This window comes from Cytobacillus sp. Bva_UNVM-123 (assembly GCF_046351715.2).
Lineage (GTDB): Bacteria > Bacillota > Bacilli > Bacillales > Cytobacillaceae > Cytobacillus.
The window spans coordinates 4,444,068-4,463,040 of record NZ_CM177772.1; the positions used below are offsets into that span (position 1 = coordinate 4,444,068).

Consider the following 18,973-nt stretch of genomic DNA (forward strand, 5'->3'; position numbering starts at 1 on the left):
TTTTTCAATTTTCATACATTACTTTTAATAAAAAAATACTCTAATAAAGTTATAAAAAGGACTTTCGCGTACTCTGAAACCTAAAACAGTTTTTATTTCCCTACTTTTCAAACCTCCCATTTCTAAAATAAATTTTGTCATTTTTTGTAGAAAAGTATATTATAAAACTATTGCAAATTATTTCGTAAATCAAATTAATTTTTATAATAACGCTTATTGAAAAAATTAATACTAGGTGGAATATAATGAATATTGAGCAAATAGAGGCTTTTTTATACGTGGCTACAACATCAAGTTTCAGCAAAGCAGGAGAGATTTTATATACGACACAACCAACAATAAGTTCACGGATTAAATCTTTAGAAACTTTACTAAGTTGTCAACTCTTTGATAGGAAAGGAAATAATATCTCCTTAACAGAGGAAGGCGAGGCTTTTCTACCACATGCCAAAAACGTACTTCATCACTTACAAACAGGGAAAAAAGCAATTCAACGAAAAAACATGAAATTAGGTGGCGAAATTGATATGTCAGCCGTTTTTACTGGGGCAATCAACTTTCTCCCTTACTTTATAAAAGAATTTAATGTGATTTATCCTAATGTAAAAATAAATGTACGGACAGGGCATTCAAACCAAGTGTTAGATATGGTATTGAAAAATCAATCATCCTTCGGCATCTCAAGGTCTATTCATCATCCGAAATTTGAAACCATCCATTTATTTAAAGATCAAATGGTGCTGGCCATTTATCCTGGCCATCCGTTTCAATCACACAAGACCATATCAATAAAAGATTTAACCAATGAAAAATTTATTCAATATGCAAGAAATACAATGGATTGGACCCTTGTTCAAAATGCTTTTGATCGTTTGAATTATTCCCCCGATATTATTATCGAAGTTGATAACATTGAAGTTTCTAAACAGATGGTAAAAAGTGGACTAGGAATTGCTATTTTACCAAGATCGGCGATTAAAGTGGAACTGACAAGTGGTTGCCTGATAGAAGTAATTGTATCTGACCTACCAGATATTCAAACAAACTACGATTTAATTTATCTTAAGGATAAAACCTTTGATAATTTAACAAACAGCTTTTTAAATTTTTTATTGAAACACAGCAGTCACGATACACCATAAGAGATCAGGGACGCAACATTTTATAGATACATAGAAATTATTAATATTAAAATTACTTATGCTAGCAAAAACAAACCAACGAAAGAATAAACGTTGATTTCTTCTTTCATTGGTTTGTTAAAATAAAACTTCAGGAGCTCCTTGTACCTTTGGATAATATAGGATAAAATAGAAACATATGTTCCTATTCCGTTATATCAATAGACACCCATTATAAGGTCTTATACCATTTACTAGCTGCTTCAACTTCCGTAGCAGTCAATTGATGACCTCTATTTTCCCAATGAAGTTCAACCTTAGCATTCGCATTTTCTAATAACTCTTGAAGTTCCAATGATTCGGATGGTGAACAAATTGGATCGTTTGTTCCAGCTGCAATAAACACTGATTTTCCAGACAAATCTGGGATCTTTACTCCTCTTCTCGGAACCATTGGATGATGAAGAATTGCACCTTTCAATGAATTTTGATAGTGAAATAATAAACTTGCTGCAATATTCGCTCCATTTGAATAACCAAGGGCAATAATGTTATCTCGGTCAAAACCATACTTCACTGAAGCTTCATCAAGAAATTCATTTAATTCCTTCGTTCGAAAAATAAGATCTTCTTCATCGAATACTCCTTCGGCTAATCGTTTAAAGAAGCGTGGCATTCCATTTTCTAATACATTTCCCCGCACACTTAATATAGAAGAGTCCTCATCAATTCTTCCTGCAAGAGGCAATAAGTCTAACTCATTGCCACCAGTTCCATGAAGTAATAAAAATGTTGGTTTATTTGAATCTTTCCCTTTATTGAATATATGCTTCATTATTATTTCCCTCCAAAATACGAACTTCAACAGAAGGCAAGGTTTCTTCTAGTTCTGCTCGTTTTGATTCTAACCATGACGGTAACATCAATCTTCTTCCAATTGCTGTATGAGTAGCACCATTAAACCCTTTAATCGCATGTATGTCCTCATTTCCTTTTGAATCGTACATCATTCTATTTAGGTCGTATGATTTCGAAGTTCTCTCCGATTTTTGCATAATTGGAACCAGCCAATCGACTTACAGCTGCTAATCCTTTTGCATCTATTCTTCCATTATCGTAGAGATCATTTTCAACATGAAATTGAATGACCTTTCCGATGATCAAATCACAGCCAGGATGATCTTTATCTCCCAATTCCAAGGCATGTTCTAGTATACACTCCATGCGGATTTTTGCTTGTTTAACACCTGGGACATTGATTTTTGTACTCTCAACTTTTGTTAATCCCGCCAACTCAATTTCACTTTCATGAGGAGGAAGTTGAGCAGCAGTTTTATTAATCTTTTCCACATTTTGTTCGTCCACAATATGAATGACAAATTCTTTCTTCTTCAAAATGTTTCTAGCCGTATCCTTCTGTTTTCCTTCCAAACGTTGGATGGATAAAGAAATCATCGGAGGATTGGAAGAGACAATATTAAAATAACTAAAGGGAGCTCCGTTTAGAACACCATCATCAGATAAGGTCGTCACGAATGCAATGGGTCTTGGGATAACACTTCCAACAAGAAGTTTATAATTCTCCCTTTCCGTATTTGTATGAGGATCAATAGAAAGCATAGAAATCATTCCTTTCGGATTTTAATCTAATTCTCGGACTTTGATCGGTATCAAACTATGTTCAAGCTGCTCTCGATATTGTTCATACTGCACAGGCAACATTAACTTTTCCCCCATCGTTTCTTGAGATTCATCATGAGCGAAACCGGGAGGATCTGTTGCAATTTCGAATAAAATTTCTCCATACTCTCTAAAGTATATGGCATTAAAGTAATTTCGATCTTGAACAGGAGTTACGCCATACCCATTCGAAGTGACATATTTCTTCCATTCTAATTGATCGTTGTCATCGATCGCTCTCCATGCGATATGGTGAACAGTTCCGACACCCATTTGACCTCTTCCAGTTGAAGTAGCTTTTAGGTCGATGATATTTCCAATATCGGCTGTAGAACGGAAACGAATCAAGTCTTCCTCTTGACCAACAAGTTCAAGCCCCATTACCTTTTCTAGCAATTCTGCTGTTTTGTTTGGCTGAGCGGAAAATAAAGTTGCACCCCCAAAACCTTTAATTGCTACTTCTGGGGTTACCCCGCCAAAAGTCCATGTATTCATTTCCCCTTCTTCTCGTTCAACAATTTCTAAGTGCAGTCCATGTGGGTCATCAAATTGTAAATACTGCTCATTAAAGCGCTCATGTTTAGTAAAGGGAATATTAAAACTCTCTAATCTTTGTTCCCAAAATTTCATCGCTCCTTTTGGAACTACATAACTCGTTACCCCTACCTGTCCATCACCAATCACTCCTTGACGAGCTCCTACCCACGGAAAAAATGTAATAATCGTTCCTGGTTTTCCACCTGCATCACCAAAATATAGGTGGTAAGTATTTGGATCATCAAAGTTTACCGTTTGCTTCACTAAACGTAAGCCAAGAACTCCTGCATAAAAGTCCACATTTTCTTGCGGATGTCCTACGATAGCAGTGATGTGATGAATTCCAGTTGTTTTTTTAGTCATTTCTTTTCCCTCCAATTTATAATTAAAACTAAGTAATTTGATAGAATAACCACGCGATTTTCTGCGTTCAAATTTTTTCCTCTGCTTGCATAATCATTATTTTATATTGTCCATAGGCCGCCCGCTGTAGTCTTTCTTTCGTTTCGACAGACGATACATCAATGAATGGTCATTCTATTTATTGTTATTATCTCGAAATTATATATTATTAATTCGAGATAATTAGTTAAAAAATTTTATACATTCTGTGCGTAATAGCCCAACTTTTTTAATTGCTCAATCAAGACCTCTTTTTCATTCGTCGTTAATCCCGCACATATATCTTTAATCGCTGATTTATGTTTAGGAAAAACAGCAGCCATAAAATCCATACCAGCTTGAGTAATCGTGGCAAAGGTAATCCGTCGATCTTCTGGACAAGTCCTTCTTTTTATCAATTCTTTCTTCTCTAACTTATCCACTACATAAGTAATGCTACTACTTGCAATCAATACCGTCTCACCAATTTTTTGTATCGGCTGATCACCTTTACTATAAATAAACTCAAGAACAGCAAACTCTGTTGGATTTAAGCCCAAGCACTTTATATCTTCTTCCACACGTCTCTTGATTGAATTTAAGGCTCTAGTCAAAACAATAAATAACTTTAAGGACAATTCTTCTTCTATTTCATCTCGGACTTTCTCGTCCATCCACATCATCCCTTTAAACTAATTATCTCGAATTCGAGATAATTATATAATCGAATTCATCCCTTTGTCAATTCATTTATTAAATTTCTTGCAATACGCTATTAGGAATAATTTGTATAACAGCTTTAACCTTCCCCATATTCAGTGAAAGAGGATCTAAATAGAAAAAATCAGTTAAACAAGATCCTCTAATAAGGCTTTCAAGTATTGGAACAAAGAGATCTGTTTGCCATTGGTATCCAACCTCTTAGGAGTGCGCCACCGTCTGAATGGTTACCTACGACAAGGTCACCCCCATGTTGCGTAATGATACTGTTTGAAATAGTCAATCCCAGCCCTACTCCCCCAGTTGAACGATTTCTTGATGATTCACCACGATACAATGGTTCAAAAACACGTTGAAGCTCCTCTGAAGAGAAGCCCTTGCCTGTATCTTTAATAGTAAAGGACACATTGTTGCCGTTCTTATAGCATTCTAAAAAAATCTTCCCATGCCGAGGTGTATGTCTGACCGCATTATCCAATAAATTGTTCATGGCTCGCTCCAATAAGTGCGAATCACCAATGACAACACAATCTTCATCTATGTGGTTCATGATGATAGATATGTATTTTTGATCTGCTAGTGGACTAACGCTGTCAATCGACTTCTGTAGAACAAATGAAAGGTCAACCTTATTTTCTTTGAGTTCCATCTCCAAAAATTCCGTCTTTGTAAATGTGAAAAGGTCTTCTACAAGTCTGTCCAATTGTGCAGACTTTTCCTTACAAACCTGCAGATACTTTACTTGTTTTTCAGGTGAATCAGCAATGCCTTGCTCTAGACCATCCAAATAACCTCTTAGAGCGAATAACGGTGTCCGTAAATCATGTGCTACAGCAGCAATTACAAATCGACGTTCTTCTTCCAATTTCACTTGCTTTTGAATGGATTCATAGAGTCCATCTATCATCACTTTAAATCCGTCACGTACTTCAGTAATTTCTGTAATCCGGGACACAGGTGGTAATTGGACCTCTAAATCACCATCTGCCATTTCTCGAACCACAATGCTCATTTTTTCAAGAGGTTTAATAATGAACCTTCTCATTACATAACCAATAATAAAAAAAGCAATTAGTAGTCCAGCAAATGCAGCAATCATCGGAATCAATTTCGAATTTGGCAGGTAGATCACTACCCTTCCGATTACATTCCCTCCCTGAATGACCGAAAATTGTTCAGTTGAAATAGATGAGCTGTTCTGCTTAGGGATGAATTTAAAAATCTCCTGATTCGATTCCGATAAAATAGCAACACCAATATTTGTTTCCTGTAACCGACTTTTTAATTGGATTTGCCAAACTGAGTTAGTCCAGTTATCCGAATTTTTTTCTATAAGCGCTCTTGTAGATGCCAAATCCTTTTTCTGAATTTCATTCATTTCGAAACTGAGTGATTTTGTTTCAATTATGTATGTCGTTACAAAAAATAACCATGGCAGCAAGAGAATAAAAGCTAAGCTAAGTATAGTGAACGTACGAATTCGAATGGTTCTCATATCATTCTCCTTTGAAGCGATAGCCTACACCCCATACGTTGACTATATATTCTGGGTGGTTTGGGTCGGATTCAATTTTCTCACGAACCCGACTAATAGGAACTCGAACGGTATGTTTGTCACCAACTCCATCCCAAAATTTTTCAAGCAATTGATCATACGAAAAAACAAATTGTGGATGTTCTGAAAACAATCGCAGCAATTCATATTCTTTCGGTGTAAGCGTGATTGTTTGCCCTTCTACAAATACCTCTCTTGTAGATAAGTTCAACTTAAGTCTTCCATAATCCAAAACTCTTGCTTTGAACTCTTTCTGTAAATTTGAGCGTCGTAATACAGCTTTCACTCTAGCAACAATCTCACCTGGCGAAGCGGTTTTAACTATATAGTCATCTCCTCCAAGTGCCAGACCGCGAATTTTGTCAACATCATCACTGCGAGCACTTAGAAAAAGGATAGGTATGTTGCTTTCTTCCCGAATACGTCGACATAACTCGAAGCCGTTTTGTCCCGGCATCATAATGTCAAGGACCATGCAATGAATTGGATCTTTCTCTAGGACTGTTAGTGCCTGATTGGCATCATTAGCGATTTTTACATGAAAACCGTCATTTTCTAAGAAATCCCTCAATAGTTCTGCAATACTTTTGTCATCATCTACGACTAGTATGGTTTGTAATTCCTTCACAAATATCCACCTTTCCTGAGTTGCCTCTTCCTAGTCATAACCTGTCAATTGAAATTAATTTTTAGTTTATCATTTTTTTGATAAGGAAAAAGCATAGTCACTCGTTTTGTGACGGATTGTTATGATTTTGTGACTTTTTTTTATCTTTGTTTGAGATATTCATTGATTATTCTCTTAATGTGAAACGAATTGAAAATATCCACTACCGCTAGAATGCTATCAATCGCTTCACAGTCAATCTAATATAAAGGAGGTTATACAAATGGGGGTTGAAAATCACAGTTTCTCATTCTTTCCATTCGGTGTTTTGTTTTGCCTAACACTATTTAGTTTTGTAGCAGTTCGAATATTTGAGATTAAACAACGATATAAGACTGACAATCAACAGGCAAAAGAAATTACGAAACAAAATAAATAACACTTAATTTAAAAAATCAGACTGTTTAATTCGATCCATTCCAATTTTGACATGAAGGAAATATATATGAATATACAAATTGTATTGTTTGATGGCTTTGATTTATTAGACGCTATTGCTCCTTATGAGGTATTTACTGCTGCTTCGATGTACTCAAACGAAAAAGTAACAGTTAAGCTTGTATCTGCTGAAGGTCAGCGGATGGTGACAAGCGGCGTAAATCAATTACAAGTTCAAGCAAGTGGTAAACTTGATTTAAACTGCAAAGGAATCATTCTGATTCCCGGAGCATCTGGTTCTGTTCATGATAATGAACCAGATTCGATACCAGTAAAATTACAACAAGCAACTGAAACAGAATTAAGCAATTTACTAAATGAAGCCATTAAGAAACCTGATATTTTACTCTCCACAGTGTGCGGAGGTTCTCTCATATTAGCAATGGCTGGTTTACTAAAAGACAGGCATGCCGTTACACATCATATGGGCATAGATCTTTTAAGTGCCACAAATGCTATTCCAGTTAACGCACGCGTTGTGGATGATGGTAATCTCATCACTGGGGGGGTGTTACATCGGGATTAGATGTTGCCCTTTACTTAGTTGAACGAGAGTTAGGTCCCCAAATAGCACACGCTGTTGAGCAATTATTTGAGTACGAACGAAGAGGGACAATTTGGAAGGCTGAGGGACATGCACCTAAAAAAAGCAAACATAAAAATTTAATTGAAGCGACAAAACAACATACCACTGCTCAATCTAATGAAATAAGGAATTTTCAGGGAAAATGGGATACTACCATTTCCACTCCTATAGGAAAGATTTCCGTATTAATTGATTTATCTTCTAAAGATGGTCAAATAGTAGGAACTGCCATGCAAGGAGAAGATATTGTCCCTTTAGACAACCCTTTACTTGAAGGAAATCAATTAAAGTGGTCGATGAAAGTGACTAAGCCAATAAGTCTTAACTTAAAATTTATCGTTTCTATAGATGGAAACCAAATGCATGGTGAAGCAAAGGCTGGTATGCTTCCCCCATCTAAATTAATTGGACATCGTATTTCATAAAAGGAAATAGATGACTATATATTCATTCCTTATATTTCTTCATGTTGTTAGTGCTTTATTTTTGGGAAGTTTCCTTTCCTTACCTTTTATCATTTATATCATTTTTTCTCGTACGGGCAATGAATTAAAGACAGTACTTAAAACGTTCTTGAGCTTTATGCGTTCAGGTCATTATGCATTAATGCTTTTGATGATTTCAGGAGGGTGGATGTTCTTTGTTTATTCATCCTATCCTTCAATCCTATGGGTAGGTATTGCAATCGTACTGCTTGTCCTGATTGGCGGCACGATAGGAATGATGCATATAAACCTAAAAAGGATTATTATTTCAGAACACCCTGAGAAGAAATTAGTAGAAAATATATCAAAGTTAAGATTATATAGCTGGATTACCTTTTTATTCATAATTGCCGCTGTCTTTATTATGACTAACCGCAGTCTTTTTTCCTAAGCATCAATGGAGGAAGAGCTAATGAAAAAATTCATTCGAATTGCCATTTTAATCATCCCAATCCTGTGGGTATTTCATACATTTTCTAAGAATTTTATGGTTGATCCTACTTTTGAAAAATTTATATCTAAAAAGGCTCTAATTCTGACAGATAAATCCCTCTGGATATTAATGATTCGTATTCATATTTTGCTGGCTATTATTTCGCTACTCACTGGCCCATTAGGGGTGATAAAAAGAATTCGCATTAAATCTATCCAGTTTCACCGATGGAACGGCCAACTATATGTCTTGTCTATTATTTTAAACTTCATTCCCGGAGTCTATGTCTCTTTCTCCGCAACAGGGGGATGGCCAAGTACATTGGGGTTCCTAATTTTAAATACATTATGGCTTGGAACAACTATCCTTGGTTATTGGTATATCAAGAGACAAAAAATAATCCTACACAGAAAATGGATTATTCGAAGTTTCTTTCTTTCCTTTGCAAATATGACTATTTATATAATTGTAGCCATTGCTCATAACGCAATGAATTTTTCCTATGGAAATGCCTATACGATAGCAGTCTGGTTATGTTGGATTCTTAATCTATTTATAGCAGAGATAACAATTAGAAAAAGAGCATTCATATAAGAGGGAAATGATACATCCACAACAGGAGCCTATATAACTAGAGAGACCGTCTCTCCTGACGGTCTCTCTTTAAATCAATTTTTATAAAATGAAAATATACTTCGCTAATTCATAGAAAAAGGCAATTAAAGAGGATAAATCTCCTTAAAATAACCTCCTTTTTATATAATTGATTGAACAAAAGAAATTAGTAGTTTATTAAATTCCTCATAGTTATCATAATTTGCATTATGAGAAGCATTGGAAATAACCTTCAATGAATACCCTGTCTTTTCTGTCCAGCTATTACAGTACTTTTTAACATAACCTGTATTGTCATATTCTCCATAAGTAATCAGAATTGGACAATTGAATTGAACTTCATCTTCGATCTTCAAAAACTCACCATAAATCGCACTAACCGCCTTCAACATATCTTTTTTGCCCAAACTAACTAATGTTTTGTACATACTTGTCCTTGCTTCATCCGTTACCGTAATAGCTTTAGCACCTGCTTTACAGTAATAACTATAGGGATACAATTTGGCAATGGCAGAATAGTGTTTAATCCAAAACAGTTCCGACTTCTTATAATAACTTTTACCAAAAGGCGTTGTGCCGATGCCTACAAAACCTATTACTTTATCTTTATATTCATGAATAAAAGACTGAGCAATATAACCTCCTGCTGACTGCCCTACTAATACTATTTTTTCTATATTTTCTTGTTCGAGTATAGTTAACAGCTCTTCATTTACATTTGCGAAGGAAAAATCTTCATAGGGTCTAGATTTTCCATGTAAAGGATAATCCCAAGCTATCAACTTATATTCAGCAGATAGATGGACAACTTGTTTATCAAAAAGGGTGTGGTCTGCTGTTAATCCATGACAAAAGACAATAGCAAATTTCTGTGGGGTAACCATTTCATTCGTCCAGTAATAGACTGTTCCTTTAGAGGATTGTATATTTTTTTCAAACATTTACTTCTCCTTCCTATAATAATTGTGTTTTAAGTTTTTTAAATACAAACGGAATTCATTTAAAGCTCCTTCTTTTTCCATCTTTCCATTATCAAAGACTCGAAAATAAAAGCCGTTTGATAAATCAATAATGATTTCATAGAGAATCTCTAAGTCGTCCTCATGACGAAACTTAGACTTGTCGACACAATTTAACACTTCCATTTTTCTTCTTTTTATACTTTCTGAAATTATGCGATTTACTTCTTTATTATTTATTAGGCTATTTTCATCATAAACCCTCATCAAAAATCGGTATTTAAAAGGAAACCTCTCTATCAACTTTAATCGTAGATTAAGTTCATATTCTAGCAAATCAAAAAAGTCTTGCCCATTAGTATAGATCTTGGTATTTTCTTGGTCTTGAAGTATTCTAATTGCTGATAAAAACAGAAATTCATACAAAGTTTGCTTATTGTGAAAATAATGAAACAAAAGAGATTTGGATATCCCTGCTTCATCAGCTATCAGTTGCATCGAAGCTTTTTTATATGTGTTGCTTGAAAATACCTTATACCCCGAATTCAGAATTTTTCGTTGTTTTCGATCTGGAAGTCCAAAAAAATGTTTATTCATGTTCTACCTCATTGACCAAATCGGTTAATTGTTTTATAAAACAGTATACTGATTGACCGATTTTGAGAAGGGGTTTTGGCCCAATTTATAAAAACTGATTTCTGATCAGTATCTAAGAAATACGAAAACTCTATCATCTCCTTTCAGGAGCAGGATAGTACAGCTGGTATAGTATAAGATATAATGGATTAATAAGTAAAAAATCGATAGGAGGATAGTTAGTTATGGTTTATATCGCTCTTCTTCGTGGGATTAATGTAGGTGGAAAAAATAAAATTGACATGAAGTTGCTTAAACAAACGTTTGAACGAGTCGGAATGAATGATGTGGTAACATACATCAATACAGGTAATATTATTTTTTCATACAAAGGCACTTCAAAAACTGAACTATCATGTATTTTGGAAGAAGCGATACATAATGATTTTGGATTGCTAATTAAAGTAGTCGTTCGTAGTTTCGATGATATTAGAGGAATTATTAACGCTATTCCTGATACATGGAAAAATGACAAAGACATGAAAAGTGATGTCCTGTTTTTGTGGGATGAAATTGATAATGAATCCGTGCTATTGAATTTGGTCATCAAACCAAATATTGACACGGTGAAATATGTCCCTGGAGCGATTCTATGGTCTGTTGAAAAGGAAAATGTAACTAAAAGCGGAATGTCAAAGATCATTGGATCAAAGGTATACAAACAAGTTACGGTAAGAAATGTCAATACCGCTCGTAAGATATATGAACTCATGCAAGCTCAAAACAGTTAAGAAATCTACTTCAAGAGGACATAGCAGGTAAGCAATTAAGTATGAATGAATTTATAGTCCCCTTTAGGGGAAGCCTGAAAAACAATCCGCGGTTGGCAGATCATTCAAAGCAGCTTGAGATGTGGCTAATTCATGCCCTTATATAGGGATGAGAAAACCACCGGTTAGACCGGTGGTTTTGATGATGCCATTTAGTTGTTAAAAAACACCTATTATTCGATTATTAAGTTTGATAATTTTAGTTTTCTAGTGAACTATCTAGGTTAACCCAGCAACAAAAAAAGTTTACTTAAAGTTTTTGTAAAGATTACCCATTTCAATAGCTCCTACAGCAGCTTCGTAACCTTTATTTCCAGCTTTTGTACCTGCACGTTCTATCGCCTGTTCAATTGTGTCTGTTGTTAGCACACCAAAGATGATCGGTATTCCACTTTGCATTCCTGAATTTGCCACACCTTTTGCCACTTCACTGCTAACATATTCAAAGTGAGGAGTAGCGCCTCTAATTACTGTTCCTAGTGTAATTATTGAGTTAAACTCGCCTTGGTCGGCTAATTTCTTCGCTGCAAGAGGAATTTCAAAAGCGCCAGGAACCCACATTACTGTAATATCCTCTTCGTTGACACCATGTCTTTTAAGTGCATCCTCTGCTCCACTAAGTAATTTATTCGTTATAAACTCATTAAAACGAGAAACTACAATTCCAATTTTCAACCCTGTACCAATTAAATTCCCCTCAAGCACTTTTTTCATCATCATCCACTCCTATTAAAATGTTAGTAAATGTCCAAGCTTTTCTTGTTTTGTTTTAAGATAATGTTCATTTTCCTTTTTCGTTGTCATTTGAATGGGCACTCGCTCAACTACCTCTAAGCCATAATCAGCAAGGCCGGCTATTTTTCGAGGATTATTTGTTAATAAACGCATCTTTCTAACACCAAGATTTCGTAATATTTGGGCACCAATACTATAGTCGCGTAAATCTGCCTTAAATCCTAGCTTATGATTAGCTTCGACGGTATCATAACCTTCTTCTTGGAGCTTGTATGCTTTTAATTTATTTATCAAACCAATTCCTCTTCCTTCTTGTCTCATATAAAGCAAGATCCCCTGTCCTTCCTCTTCAATTTGAGCAAGGGCGGCATGAAGCTGAGGACCACAATCACAGCGATTAGAACCAAACACATCTCCAGTTAAACATTCTGAATGTACTCTTAAAAGAATGGGCTCATCTTCATTAATCTCACCTTTTACAAGAGCTATATGCTCCTTGCCATCATTCCTAGTAGTAAACCCGATTGCCCTAAAGTCCCCAAATTCAGTAGGGAGCTGGATTTCTACTTCCCTCTTAACTAGCGAATCGTACTCTAACCGATACTCAATAAGATCTTTAATCGTAATCATTTTCAAATTGATTTTTTCTGCAACCTTTTTTAAATCATCTATACGTGCCATCGTTCCATCATCATTCATAATTTCACAAATTACACCTGTCAATTTTGAATCAGCTAGTCTAGCCAAATCAATCGCTGCTTCCGTATGTCCTTTCCGGCGTAGAACACCACCTTCTTTTGCTACAAGGGGAAAAATATGTCCTGGTCTTTTAAAATCACTTGGAAGAGAGTCTTCATCAAATATTTTTTGAACAGTCAAAGCTCGTTCAAATGCACTAATTCCTGTTGTTGTTCCAACATGGTCAATACTAACTGTAAAGGCTGTTTCATGACTGTCTGTGTTGACCTCCACCATTGGTTCAAGTTCTAGTCTTTCAGCTATTGACTCTGCAATAGGAACACAAATCAGTCCTCTACCTTCCTTAGCCATGAAATTAATCATTTCTGGAGTCGCAAATTCCCCCAGACCTACAAAATCTCCTTCATTTTCACGATCCTCATCATCACAAACAATGATGACCTTTCCTGCTTTTAAGTCTTCCAGTGCATCCTCTATTTTATGGAACATAGGCCTGTTACCCCTTTCATTTCATAATGATGTCTTTTACTTTCTTATCTCACAGTGAATCATTATGAATTTGACTGACTACATAAAGTGAAACTCAATCAGTGGGGGTTTTTCCGAAGCACAGGAAGTGCAAGTAACGCTTCGCCTTATTGGTCCCTCTAAAGGCCTCCATCTCCCACTGATTGTTAGTTGAACTAATCGGGCATTTACGGGCTGTTAGATCCCCCTCTTAGAATTTAGGTTCCCTCTTCTTCTTAAAGTGGGGTCTTACAGCACGTTAATCTGCGATAAATCCATTCTCTTTTAGAAAATCCGTAGAAATACTGCCGTCTTGCTTTTGCCGTCTATTTTTATCAAGAAAGGAGTAGAGGTATTTTCCAATCATGTCAAACTCGATATTAACCTTATCCCCTATCTTCTTTTTACCAAGAACACTTTCTTTCGTTGTATGTGGGATGATGGACACTGTTACTTGATCATTGTTTATCCCGAATATCGTTAATGATGTTCCATCAAGGGCAATAGACCCTTTATACAAGATTAGATGGTTGAATTCTCTAGGAAAAGTAATGTCAAAATAGATGGCATTTTCCTTTAATTCTCTTTTGACAATTTGTCCGACAGCATCGACATGTCCAGAAACAAAGTGTCCTCCAAAACGGCCATTTGAACTCATAGCTCGTTCTAGATTAACTTGTGAGCCCTGCTGCAGCCCTGACAATGATGTACTGTGAAATGTTTCAGGCATAAGATCAACAAGAAAGGAAGTATGGTTGTATTCTGTTACGGTTAAACAGACACCGTTTACGGCGATGCTGTCTCCAAGTTTTAAATCATCTAGAACTTTCTTTCCTTGAATGGTTAGGACCATGGTACTCCCTTGAGATTGTATTTTTTGAATCGTCCCTAACTCTTCAATTATTCCGGTAAACAAGATTAGTCTCCTCCCTCTTTAAGAGGCTTTGCAGTGATTTTAATATCTGGACCCAACTGTTCCACCGCTGAAAAATGAAGTTTTTTCCCTAACTTCACGAGATCGGTGCCAACTCCACCAATAAAAGGAATAGCATTCCTGCCACCAATTATTTTTGGAGCAATATACGTTATAATTTGCTGAAAAGCATCTTCTTCAATAAATGAAGCGTGGATTTCTGAACCTCCCTCTACTAATACGGACATTATCTTATGTTCGCCTAAAGTATCTAAAACTTCCTTTACGGAAATAGTAGATCTCCCTTGTGAAATAACGGTTACACCGAGGCTCTCAAGTTCTTTTTTTCGATTAATATTGAACTGATCTCCTGTAAAAATGATTGTCTTAGTAGAGCGATCTTGAATAACATTTGAAGAAATTGGAATCTTTAATTCCGTGTCTAAAACAATTCGAATGGGATTTTTTCCACCTTGGGGTCTTCTGGTGGTTAAAAGGGGATTATCTTGTAAGATTGTGTTGATTCCTACTAATATTCCGTCATGCTCATGACGAAGATTATGCACATCTTGTCGTGATTCAGGTGAGGTAATCCACTTACTATCACCTGATTTAGCTGCTGTTTTTCCATCTAATGAAATGCCTGCTTTTATGGTAACAAATGGAGTTTTTGTTTGAATAAAGTGAAAAAACTTTTCGTTGACCTGCAGAGCTTCTTCTCTACATAGGCCAACATCGACCTCAATTCCTGCATTTCTAAGCTTTTCAATGCCTTTGCCTGCAACAAGAGGATTTGGGTCTAGAGTTGCTACGAAAACCTTTTTAATGCCTGTCTCTAATATAAGGTCAGCACAAGGAGGTGTTTTCCCATGGTGGCTACAGGGCTCAAGTGTGACATACATAATGGCATCCTTGGCAATGCCTGTAGCAGCTCTAATAGCATGAACTTCTGCATGGGGAGTACCTGCTTTAAAATGGGCACCTGTCCCAACTAATCTCCCATCCTTCACTAACACAGCACCAACGCTTGGGTTCGGGCTTGTTTGGCCCATAGTAGCGCGCGCTAATGAAATGGCTAAGTTCATATATTCACAATCGTTCATCTAAAATAAGGTAGCCCCTTTCTTTATAGATTCTCCATTGAAACAAAAAATCCCTTACTAATAGTAGTAAGGGAGAAATAGGCAGCACAAATAAATGTCCAAATGAGCATTTTTGAACAATTTATATTCCTTCTCCCATCCAGACTTTTACTGTCGGCTTTGGAATTTCACCAAATCCACCGTTTTCATATTCATGAACCCGGGTCACGGACTAAGAGGTACACATACCTCATCACCGCCGGTTGGGAATTGCACCCGACCCCGAAGGAAATCCTATTGAATTATAAAAAGAATAGCAGATTAAATAAATTACTACAAGCATTATAGATTTATAGAAATTAGTAGATTATGCTTCGTTAAAATGCACCATCAAACGCACGTTCCATTGAATCGGCCTCTTTAGAAACCGCGAAGAAGACAAATGGCCCCTTCGTTTTTAACACATGATTTTCGACAAGAAAATATTCATCTGGGCGATAGTCCTTGAATTTCATTTTCTGTGCTTCGATTCGTTGCTCAATATTCTCTTTGACACTTTCTGCCTGACTCTCATCCTTTAGCTTGATAACGGCCAATTCGTCAGCCTTTACATTTGATGCAGACGTATAAAGAATAAAATCATCCACGTCGACTGCATCCATCTTATACATTTTCTGAAGCTTATTCAGATCCCCCTTTTTCATTTCCTTTAGACTCACTCCCTGTTCGATACTTTTTCCGATTTCGATGGCCGACAATTGAGCTGGTATCTTGACATCCTTGCCCGAGCAACCGGACAAAACGCCAATCACGATAACTAATGCAAACAGAAGCGGGTAAAAACTGCTCTTCCCTTTCCAGTGTTTTTTCATTTGATCACTCCGTTAAATTTTTTATAAATGGGTCCTCAAAAAACGTATTCGCATTATAAAGCAATAGCATATCCTGAATACCGTGTTCATTCACGAACGTCACCAAATCTTCCTCATAATACCGAAGGTCTACTACATTAATTTCGCTAAAATGATTTAATAAGAAAGGAATGAGGCTGTTTGCGTACGAATCTTTGACAACCAGCAGTTTTCTCCCTGACGTATTAGCCGTCTTAATTTGGATAAGCGCATGGTTACCGTTAAGAAACACCGCATATTTATCCTTCCTTTGTAGCTGCTCCATCTCATACAATGAATCCGTTGTCTTCCCTTCATCAACATATGTTACGGTATATTTCTTTTGATCCTTTGGCAAATACAGCTTCATACGATCGGGCCGTACATGTTTGAAACCGCTTTTTGAATATAGTGAGCCGTAAAATTCAGCGGCTACTTGCTTAATATTAAACTCTTCCTCAGTCTGCGGTGTCAGCCCCATTTGTCTGCAAAGCTCAAGGTAAGCAACATAAGCGCCTTGGGTCGTCCAATGATGATCGGTCTTATAAAATATAGGTTGATTGCTCTCAGCATATAAACTTGGAAAAACATCAATAAAACGAATATTGGGTTGCAGCATTTGCTGTACTTTTTTCAGATATGTTTCTTGATCGCCGATGATAGCATATTTCGGGAGCTTGTCTTTATATAGAGCTGCTGCCGTTGGCACAAGCATCATGTATTTTTGTAATTCAGGTGTGGCTTGGTTAAATGCATGAATGGCATCAATCTTTTCCTTCAAATCCTCTTTCGTTGGGGGATTAAATTCCTGAATCAGATACCCGTTATTCCCCAGGTAAATTCCATTACTCTCCTTTTTCCCCATAAGTCGGTCCGTATCGTTTTTTGCTCCGATCCAAAAGTCTCTGAAAATAAATTGGTCGGACACATATTTTTCGAAATCAACAGTGAAATCTCCTGACAGCAATGCTTTCAGCGAGAATGGCGGCAACTGCTCCAGTATCCGGTTTTCCGACTCGGAAAATGAACGATCCGTCGACGAAAGATTAAAAACTGCGACTACGCTTATAAATAGAAGCAGTAGTAAGGCCAGCGATTTTTTTATGATTTTTTTGTAATTTTCCATGGCTGTCCCCTTTTAAAATCGAAAGTATAAAAACGGATTGTATGTTTCATTGACTAAATATGCCGTCGATAGGAACATGAATAGTAAATAAACAAGTGGAATAGTTATCACGCCGGCAATTCTCCATTTTTCCTTCATGCAAGATAACATCTTTCCCGGAAGCGGAGTTGCACAGATGGCTAATACAAAAAACAATACAATATTCGTAGACAAATCATAGAGCGCCTGCTGATCCGCAAAACCATTCCCGCCAAAACCAAACATCACACTGATGAAACGCCAAGCAGAAGTCAGATTCTCCACTTCAAACAAAACCCAGCCGATTATAACGACCATAAGGGTGTAAACATGGCCGACAAAAGCGGGTCTGCGTCCAAGACTTTGCAAGAGAAATAGTTTCTCAATCATCACAAAGAAACCAAAATACAAGCCCCACACGATAAAATTCCAGCTGGCCCCATGCCATAAGCCCGTTAAAAACCAGACAACCAATAAGTTCCGGAGCTGCTTCATGAGCCCTGACCTATTGCCGCCAAACGGTATATAAACGTATTCCCGAAACCAGCTGCCGAGCGAAATATGCCATCTACGCCAAAATTCTGTTACACTTTTGGAGATATAGGGATAACGAAAGTTTTCCATGAAATCAAACCCGAACATTTTGCCTAGCCCGCGAGCCATATCAGAATAACCGCTGAAATCAAAATAGATTTGCAATGTAAATGCGATAATGCCGAGCCAGGCGGATAGTACGCTCAATTCCTCAATCTGTGTCGCTTTAACACTTGCCCACAATAATCCAATATTGTTGGCTAGCAGCACTTTTTTGGCAAGTCCTCTGATGAACAGCTCTGCACCTTCACCAAAACGGTCCAGCGACACCTTACGGGAAACAAGCTGCCCCGCGATGTAGCCGTATTTAACAATGGGACCGGCAACAAGCTGTGGGAACATGGCTACGTATGCCCCAAAAGAGATGATATTCTTTTGCACTGGTACTTTATCCAAGTAGACGTCAATGACATAAGACATCGTTTGAAACGTATAAAAGGATATACCCACTGGTAGTGGCAGATCGGCCACTTGGATATTTAGTTGAAACACCTGATTAATATTGTCCACCACAAAATTGGCATATTTGAAAAATCCGAGAATGCCCAGACTACCGGCCATCGAACCGATAAAGATTGATCTAACAATCAACTTTCGATGTCTATACTTATCGATCAGCAGCCCGTTGATATAATCGAAGACAGTGGAAAATATCATGATGAAAATGTATAGCGGCTCACCCCATGCATAAAAGATCAGGCTGACGACAAGCAGGATAGCATTCCGAAAATTCATTGGAGATATGTAATAGATTAGAACGGTAATTGGTAGAAAGAAGAACAGAAATAGTAAACTGCTAAAGACCAATATTTACACCCCCAAATGG

Annotated in this window: 21 protein-coding genes, 1 pseudogene and 1 riboswitch; of the genes and pseudogenes, 6 read left to right on the plus strand and 16 right to left on the minus strand. The window is 36.8% G+C overall.

Annotated elements, in window-relative coordinates:
* The first annotated feature begins 245 nt into the window (after window positions 1-245).
* The gene (locus KDN24_RS22845; protein WP_409973948.1) at window positions 246-1,142 is read left to right on the plus strand and encodes a LysR family transcriptional regulator; all 897 of its coding nucleotides are present in this window, start codon (window positions 246-248) and stop codon (window positions 1,140-1,142) included.
* Between the two features lie 211 nt (window positions 1,143-1,353).
* Here the strand turns inward: KDN24_RS22845 and KDN24_RS22850 are convergent, their stop codons facing one another.
* The 7 genes from KDN24_RS22850 to KDN24_RS22880 form a co-directional block, all read right to left on the minus strand.
* Window positions 1,354-1,956 (minus strand): alpha/beta hydrolase, encoded by a 603-nt coding sequence (locus KDN24_RS22850; protein ID WP_409973947.1) that lies wholly within the window; start codon window positions 1,954-1,956, stop codon window positions 1,354-1,356.
* Window positions 1,937-2,176, minus strand: a complete 240-nt coding sequence (locus tag KDN24_RS22855; RefSeq protein ID WP_491348510.1) for a hypothetical protein — start codon at window positions 2,174-2,176, stop codon at window positions 1,937-1,939. Before KDN24_RS22855 ends, KDN24_RS22850 begins: the two co-directional genes overlap by 20 nt.
* The gene (locus KDN24_RS22860; protein ID WP_409973945.1) at window positions 2,133-2,741 is read right to left on the minus strand and encodes a flavin reductase family protein; all 609 of its coding nucleotides are present in this window, start codon (window positions 2,739-2,741) and stop codon (window positions 2,133-2,135) included. The genes KDN24_RS22855 and KDN24_RS22860 overlap by 44 nt, the downstream gene beginning before the upstream one ends.
* A 21-nt stretch (window positions 2,742-2,762) precedes the next feature.
* Entirely contained in the window at window positions 2,763-3,701 is a 939-nt protein-coding gene (locus KDN24_RS22865) for a ring-cleaving dioxygenase (RefSeq protein ID WP_409973944.1), read from the minus strand.
* Window positions 3,702-3,937: 236 nt separating this feature from the next.
* The gene (locus tag KDN24_RS22870) at window positions 3,938-4,393 is read right to left on the minus strand and encodes a MarR family winged helix-turn-helix transcriptional regulator (RefSeq protein ID WP_409973943.1); all 456 of its coding nucleotides are present in this window, start codon (window positions 4,391-4,393) and stop codon (window positions 3,938-3,940) included.
* A 200-nt stretch (window positions 4,394-4,593) separates the two neighbouring features.
* On the minus strand, window positions 4,594-5,934 hold the full coding sequence (locus KDN24_RS22875; protein WP_409973942.1) for a sensor histidine kinase: 1,341 nt from the start codon (window positions 5,932-5,934) through the stop codon (window positions 4,594-4,596).
* A gap of 1 nt (window position 5,935) precedes the next feature.
* Entirely contained in the window at window positions 5,936-6,622 is a 687-nt protein-coding gene (locus KDN24_RS22880) for a response regulator transcription factor (RefSeq protein ID WP_409973941.1), read from the minus strand.
* A gap of 262 nt (window positions 6,623-6,884) precedes the next feature.
* Between KDN24_RS22880 and KDN24_RS22885 the strand changes: the two genes are divergently transcribed.
* From KDN24_RS22885 to KDN24_RS22900, 4 genes and pseudogenes are all read left to right on the plus strand, one after another.
* On the plus strand, window positions 6,885-7,040 hold the full coding sequence (locus tag KDN24_RS22885) for a hypothetical protein (RefSeq protein WP_409973940.1): 156 nt from the start codon (window positions 6,885-6,887) through the stop codon (window positions 7,038-7,040).
* 66 nt (window positions 7,041-7,106) lie between these two features.
* Window positions 7,107-8,110, plus strand: a pseudogene (locus KDN24_RS22890) (DJ-1/PfpI family protein).
* Window positions 8,111-8,318: 208 nt separating this feature from the next.
* Complete coding sequence (locus KDN24_RS22895) at window positions 8,319-8,561, plus strand: hypothetical protein (protein WP_409973939.1); 243 nt, start codon at window positions 8,319-8,321, stop codon at window positions 8,559-8,561.
* A gap of 21 nt (window positions 8,562-8,582) precedes the next feature.
* Complete coding sequence (locus KDN24_RS22900) at window positions 8,583-9,197, plus strand: DUF2306 domain-containing protein (RefSeq protein ID WP_409973938.1); 615 nt, start codon at window positions 8,583-8,585, stop codon at window positions 9,195-9,197.
* Between the two features lie 161 nt (window positions 9,198-9,358).
* On the opposite strand, the gene KDN24_RS22905 is transcribed toward KDN24_RS22900, so the two are convergent.
* Both KDN24_RS22905 and KDN24_RS22910 read right to left on the minus strand, forming a co-directional pair.
* Window positions 9,359-10,159, minus strand: coding sequence for an alpha/beta fold hydrolase (locus KDN24_RS22905; RefSeq protein WP_491348181.1), 801 nt, complete (start codon window positions 10,157-10,159; stop codon window positions 9,359-9,361).
* A complete protein-coding gene (locus KDN24_RS22910; RefSeq protein WP_409973936.1) occupies window positions 10,160-10,774 on the minus strand; it encodes a TetR/AcrR family transcriptional regulator in 615 nt (204 codons plus the stop codon).
* Window positions 10,775-10,998: 224 nt separating this feature from the next.
* On the opposite strand from KDN24_RS22910, the gene KDN24_RS22915 reads away from it, so the two are divergent.
* Window positions 10,999-11,544 (plus strand): DUF1697 domain-containing protein, encoded by a 546-nt coding sequence (locus tag KDN24_RS22915; RefSeq protein WP_409973935.1) that lies wholly within the window; start codon window positions 10,999-11,001, stop codon window positions 11,542-11,544.
* A 285-nt stretch (window positions 11,545-11,829) separates the two neighbouring features.
* Here KDN24_RS22915 and ribH read toward each other — a convergent pair whose 3' ends face one another.
* The 7 genes from ribH to KDN24_RS22950 all read right to left on the minus strand — a co-directional run bounded on the left by ribH (window position 11,830) and on the right by KDN24_RS22950 (window position 18,954).
* Window positions 11,830-12,297 carry a 6,7-dimethyl-8-ribityllumazine synthase gene (gene ribH, locus KDN24_RS22920; RefSeq protein WP_409973934.1) on the minus strand — a complete coding sequence of 156 codons (468 nt, stop codon included), beginning with the start codon at window positions 12,295-12,297 and terminating at the stop codon, window positions 11,830-11,832.
* A gap of 15 nt (window positions 12,298-12,312) precedes the next feature.
* Window positions 12,313-13,506, minus strand: a complete 1,194-nt coding sequence (locus KDN24_RS22925; RefSeq protein ID WP_409973933.1) for a bifunctional 3,4-dihydroxy-2-butanone-4-phosphate synthase/GTP cyclohydrolase II — start codon at window positions 13,504-13,506, stop codon at window positions 12,313-12,315.
* A gap of 277 nt (window positions 13,507-13,783) precedes the next feature.
* Window positions 13,784-14,440, minus strand: coding sequence for a riboflavin synthase (gene ribE, locus KDN24_RS22930; protein WP_409973932.1), 657 nt, complete (start codon window positions 14,438-14,440; stop codon window positions 13,784-13,786).
* A gap of 2 nt (window positions 14,441-14,442) precedes the next feature.
* Window positions 14,443-15,540 (minus strand): bifunctional diaminohydroxyphosphoribosylaminopyrimidine deaminase/5-amino-6-(5-phosphoribosylamino)uracil reductase RibD, encoded by a 1,098-nt coding sequence (gene ribD, locus KDN24_RS22935; protein ID WP_409973931.1) that lies wholly within the window; start codon window positions 15,538-15,540, stop codon window positions 14,443-14,445.
* A 123-nt stretch (window positions 15,541-15,663) separates the two neighbouring features.
* A riboswitch (FMN riboswitch) is annotated at window positions 15,664-15,813 on the minus strand.
* A gap of 83 nt (window positions 15,814-15,896) precedes the next feature.
* A complete protein-coding gene (locus KDN24_RS22940) occupies window positions 15,897-16,391 on the minus strand; it encodes a DUF4358 domain-containing protein (RefSeq protein ID WP_409973930.1) in 495 nt (164 codons plus the stop codon).
* Between the two features lie 4 nt (window positions 16,392-16,395).
* Window positions 16,396-17,535: a DHHW family protein gene (locus KDN24_RS22945; protein WP_409973929.1), complete on the minus strand. Its 1,140-nt coding sequence runs from the start codon at window positions 17,533-17,535 to the stop codon at window positions 16,396-16,398.
* Window positions 17,536-17,547: 12 nt separating this feature from the next.
* Window positions 17,548-18,954, minus strand: a complete 1,407-nt coding sequence (locus KDN24_RS22950) for an MBOAT family O-acyltransferase (RefSeq protein WP_409973928.1) — start codon at window positions 18,952-18,954, stop codon at window positions 17,548-17,550.
* Window positions 18,955-18,973 lie beyond the last annotated feature (19 nt).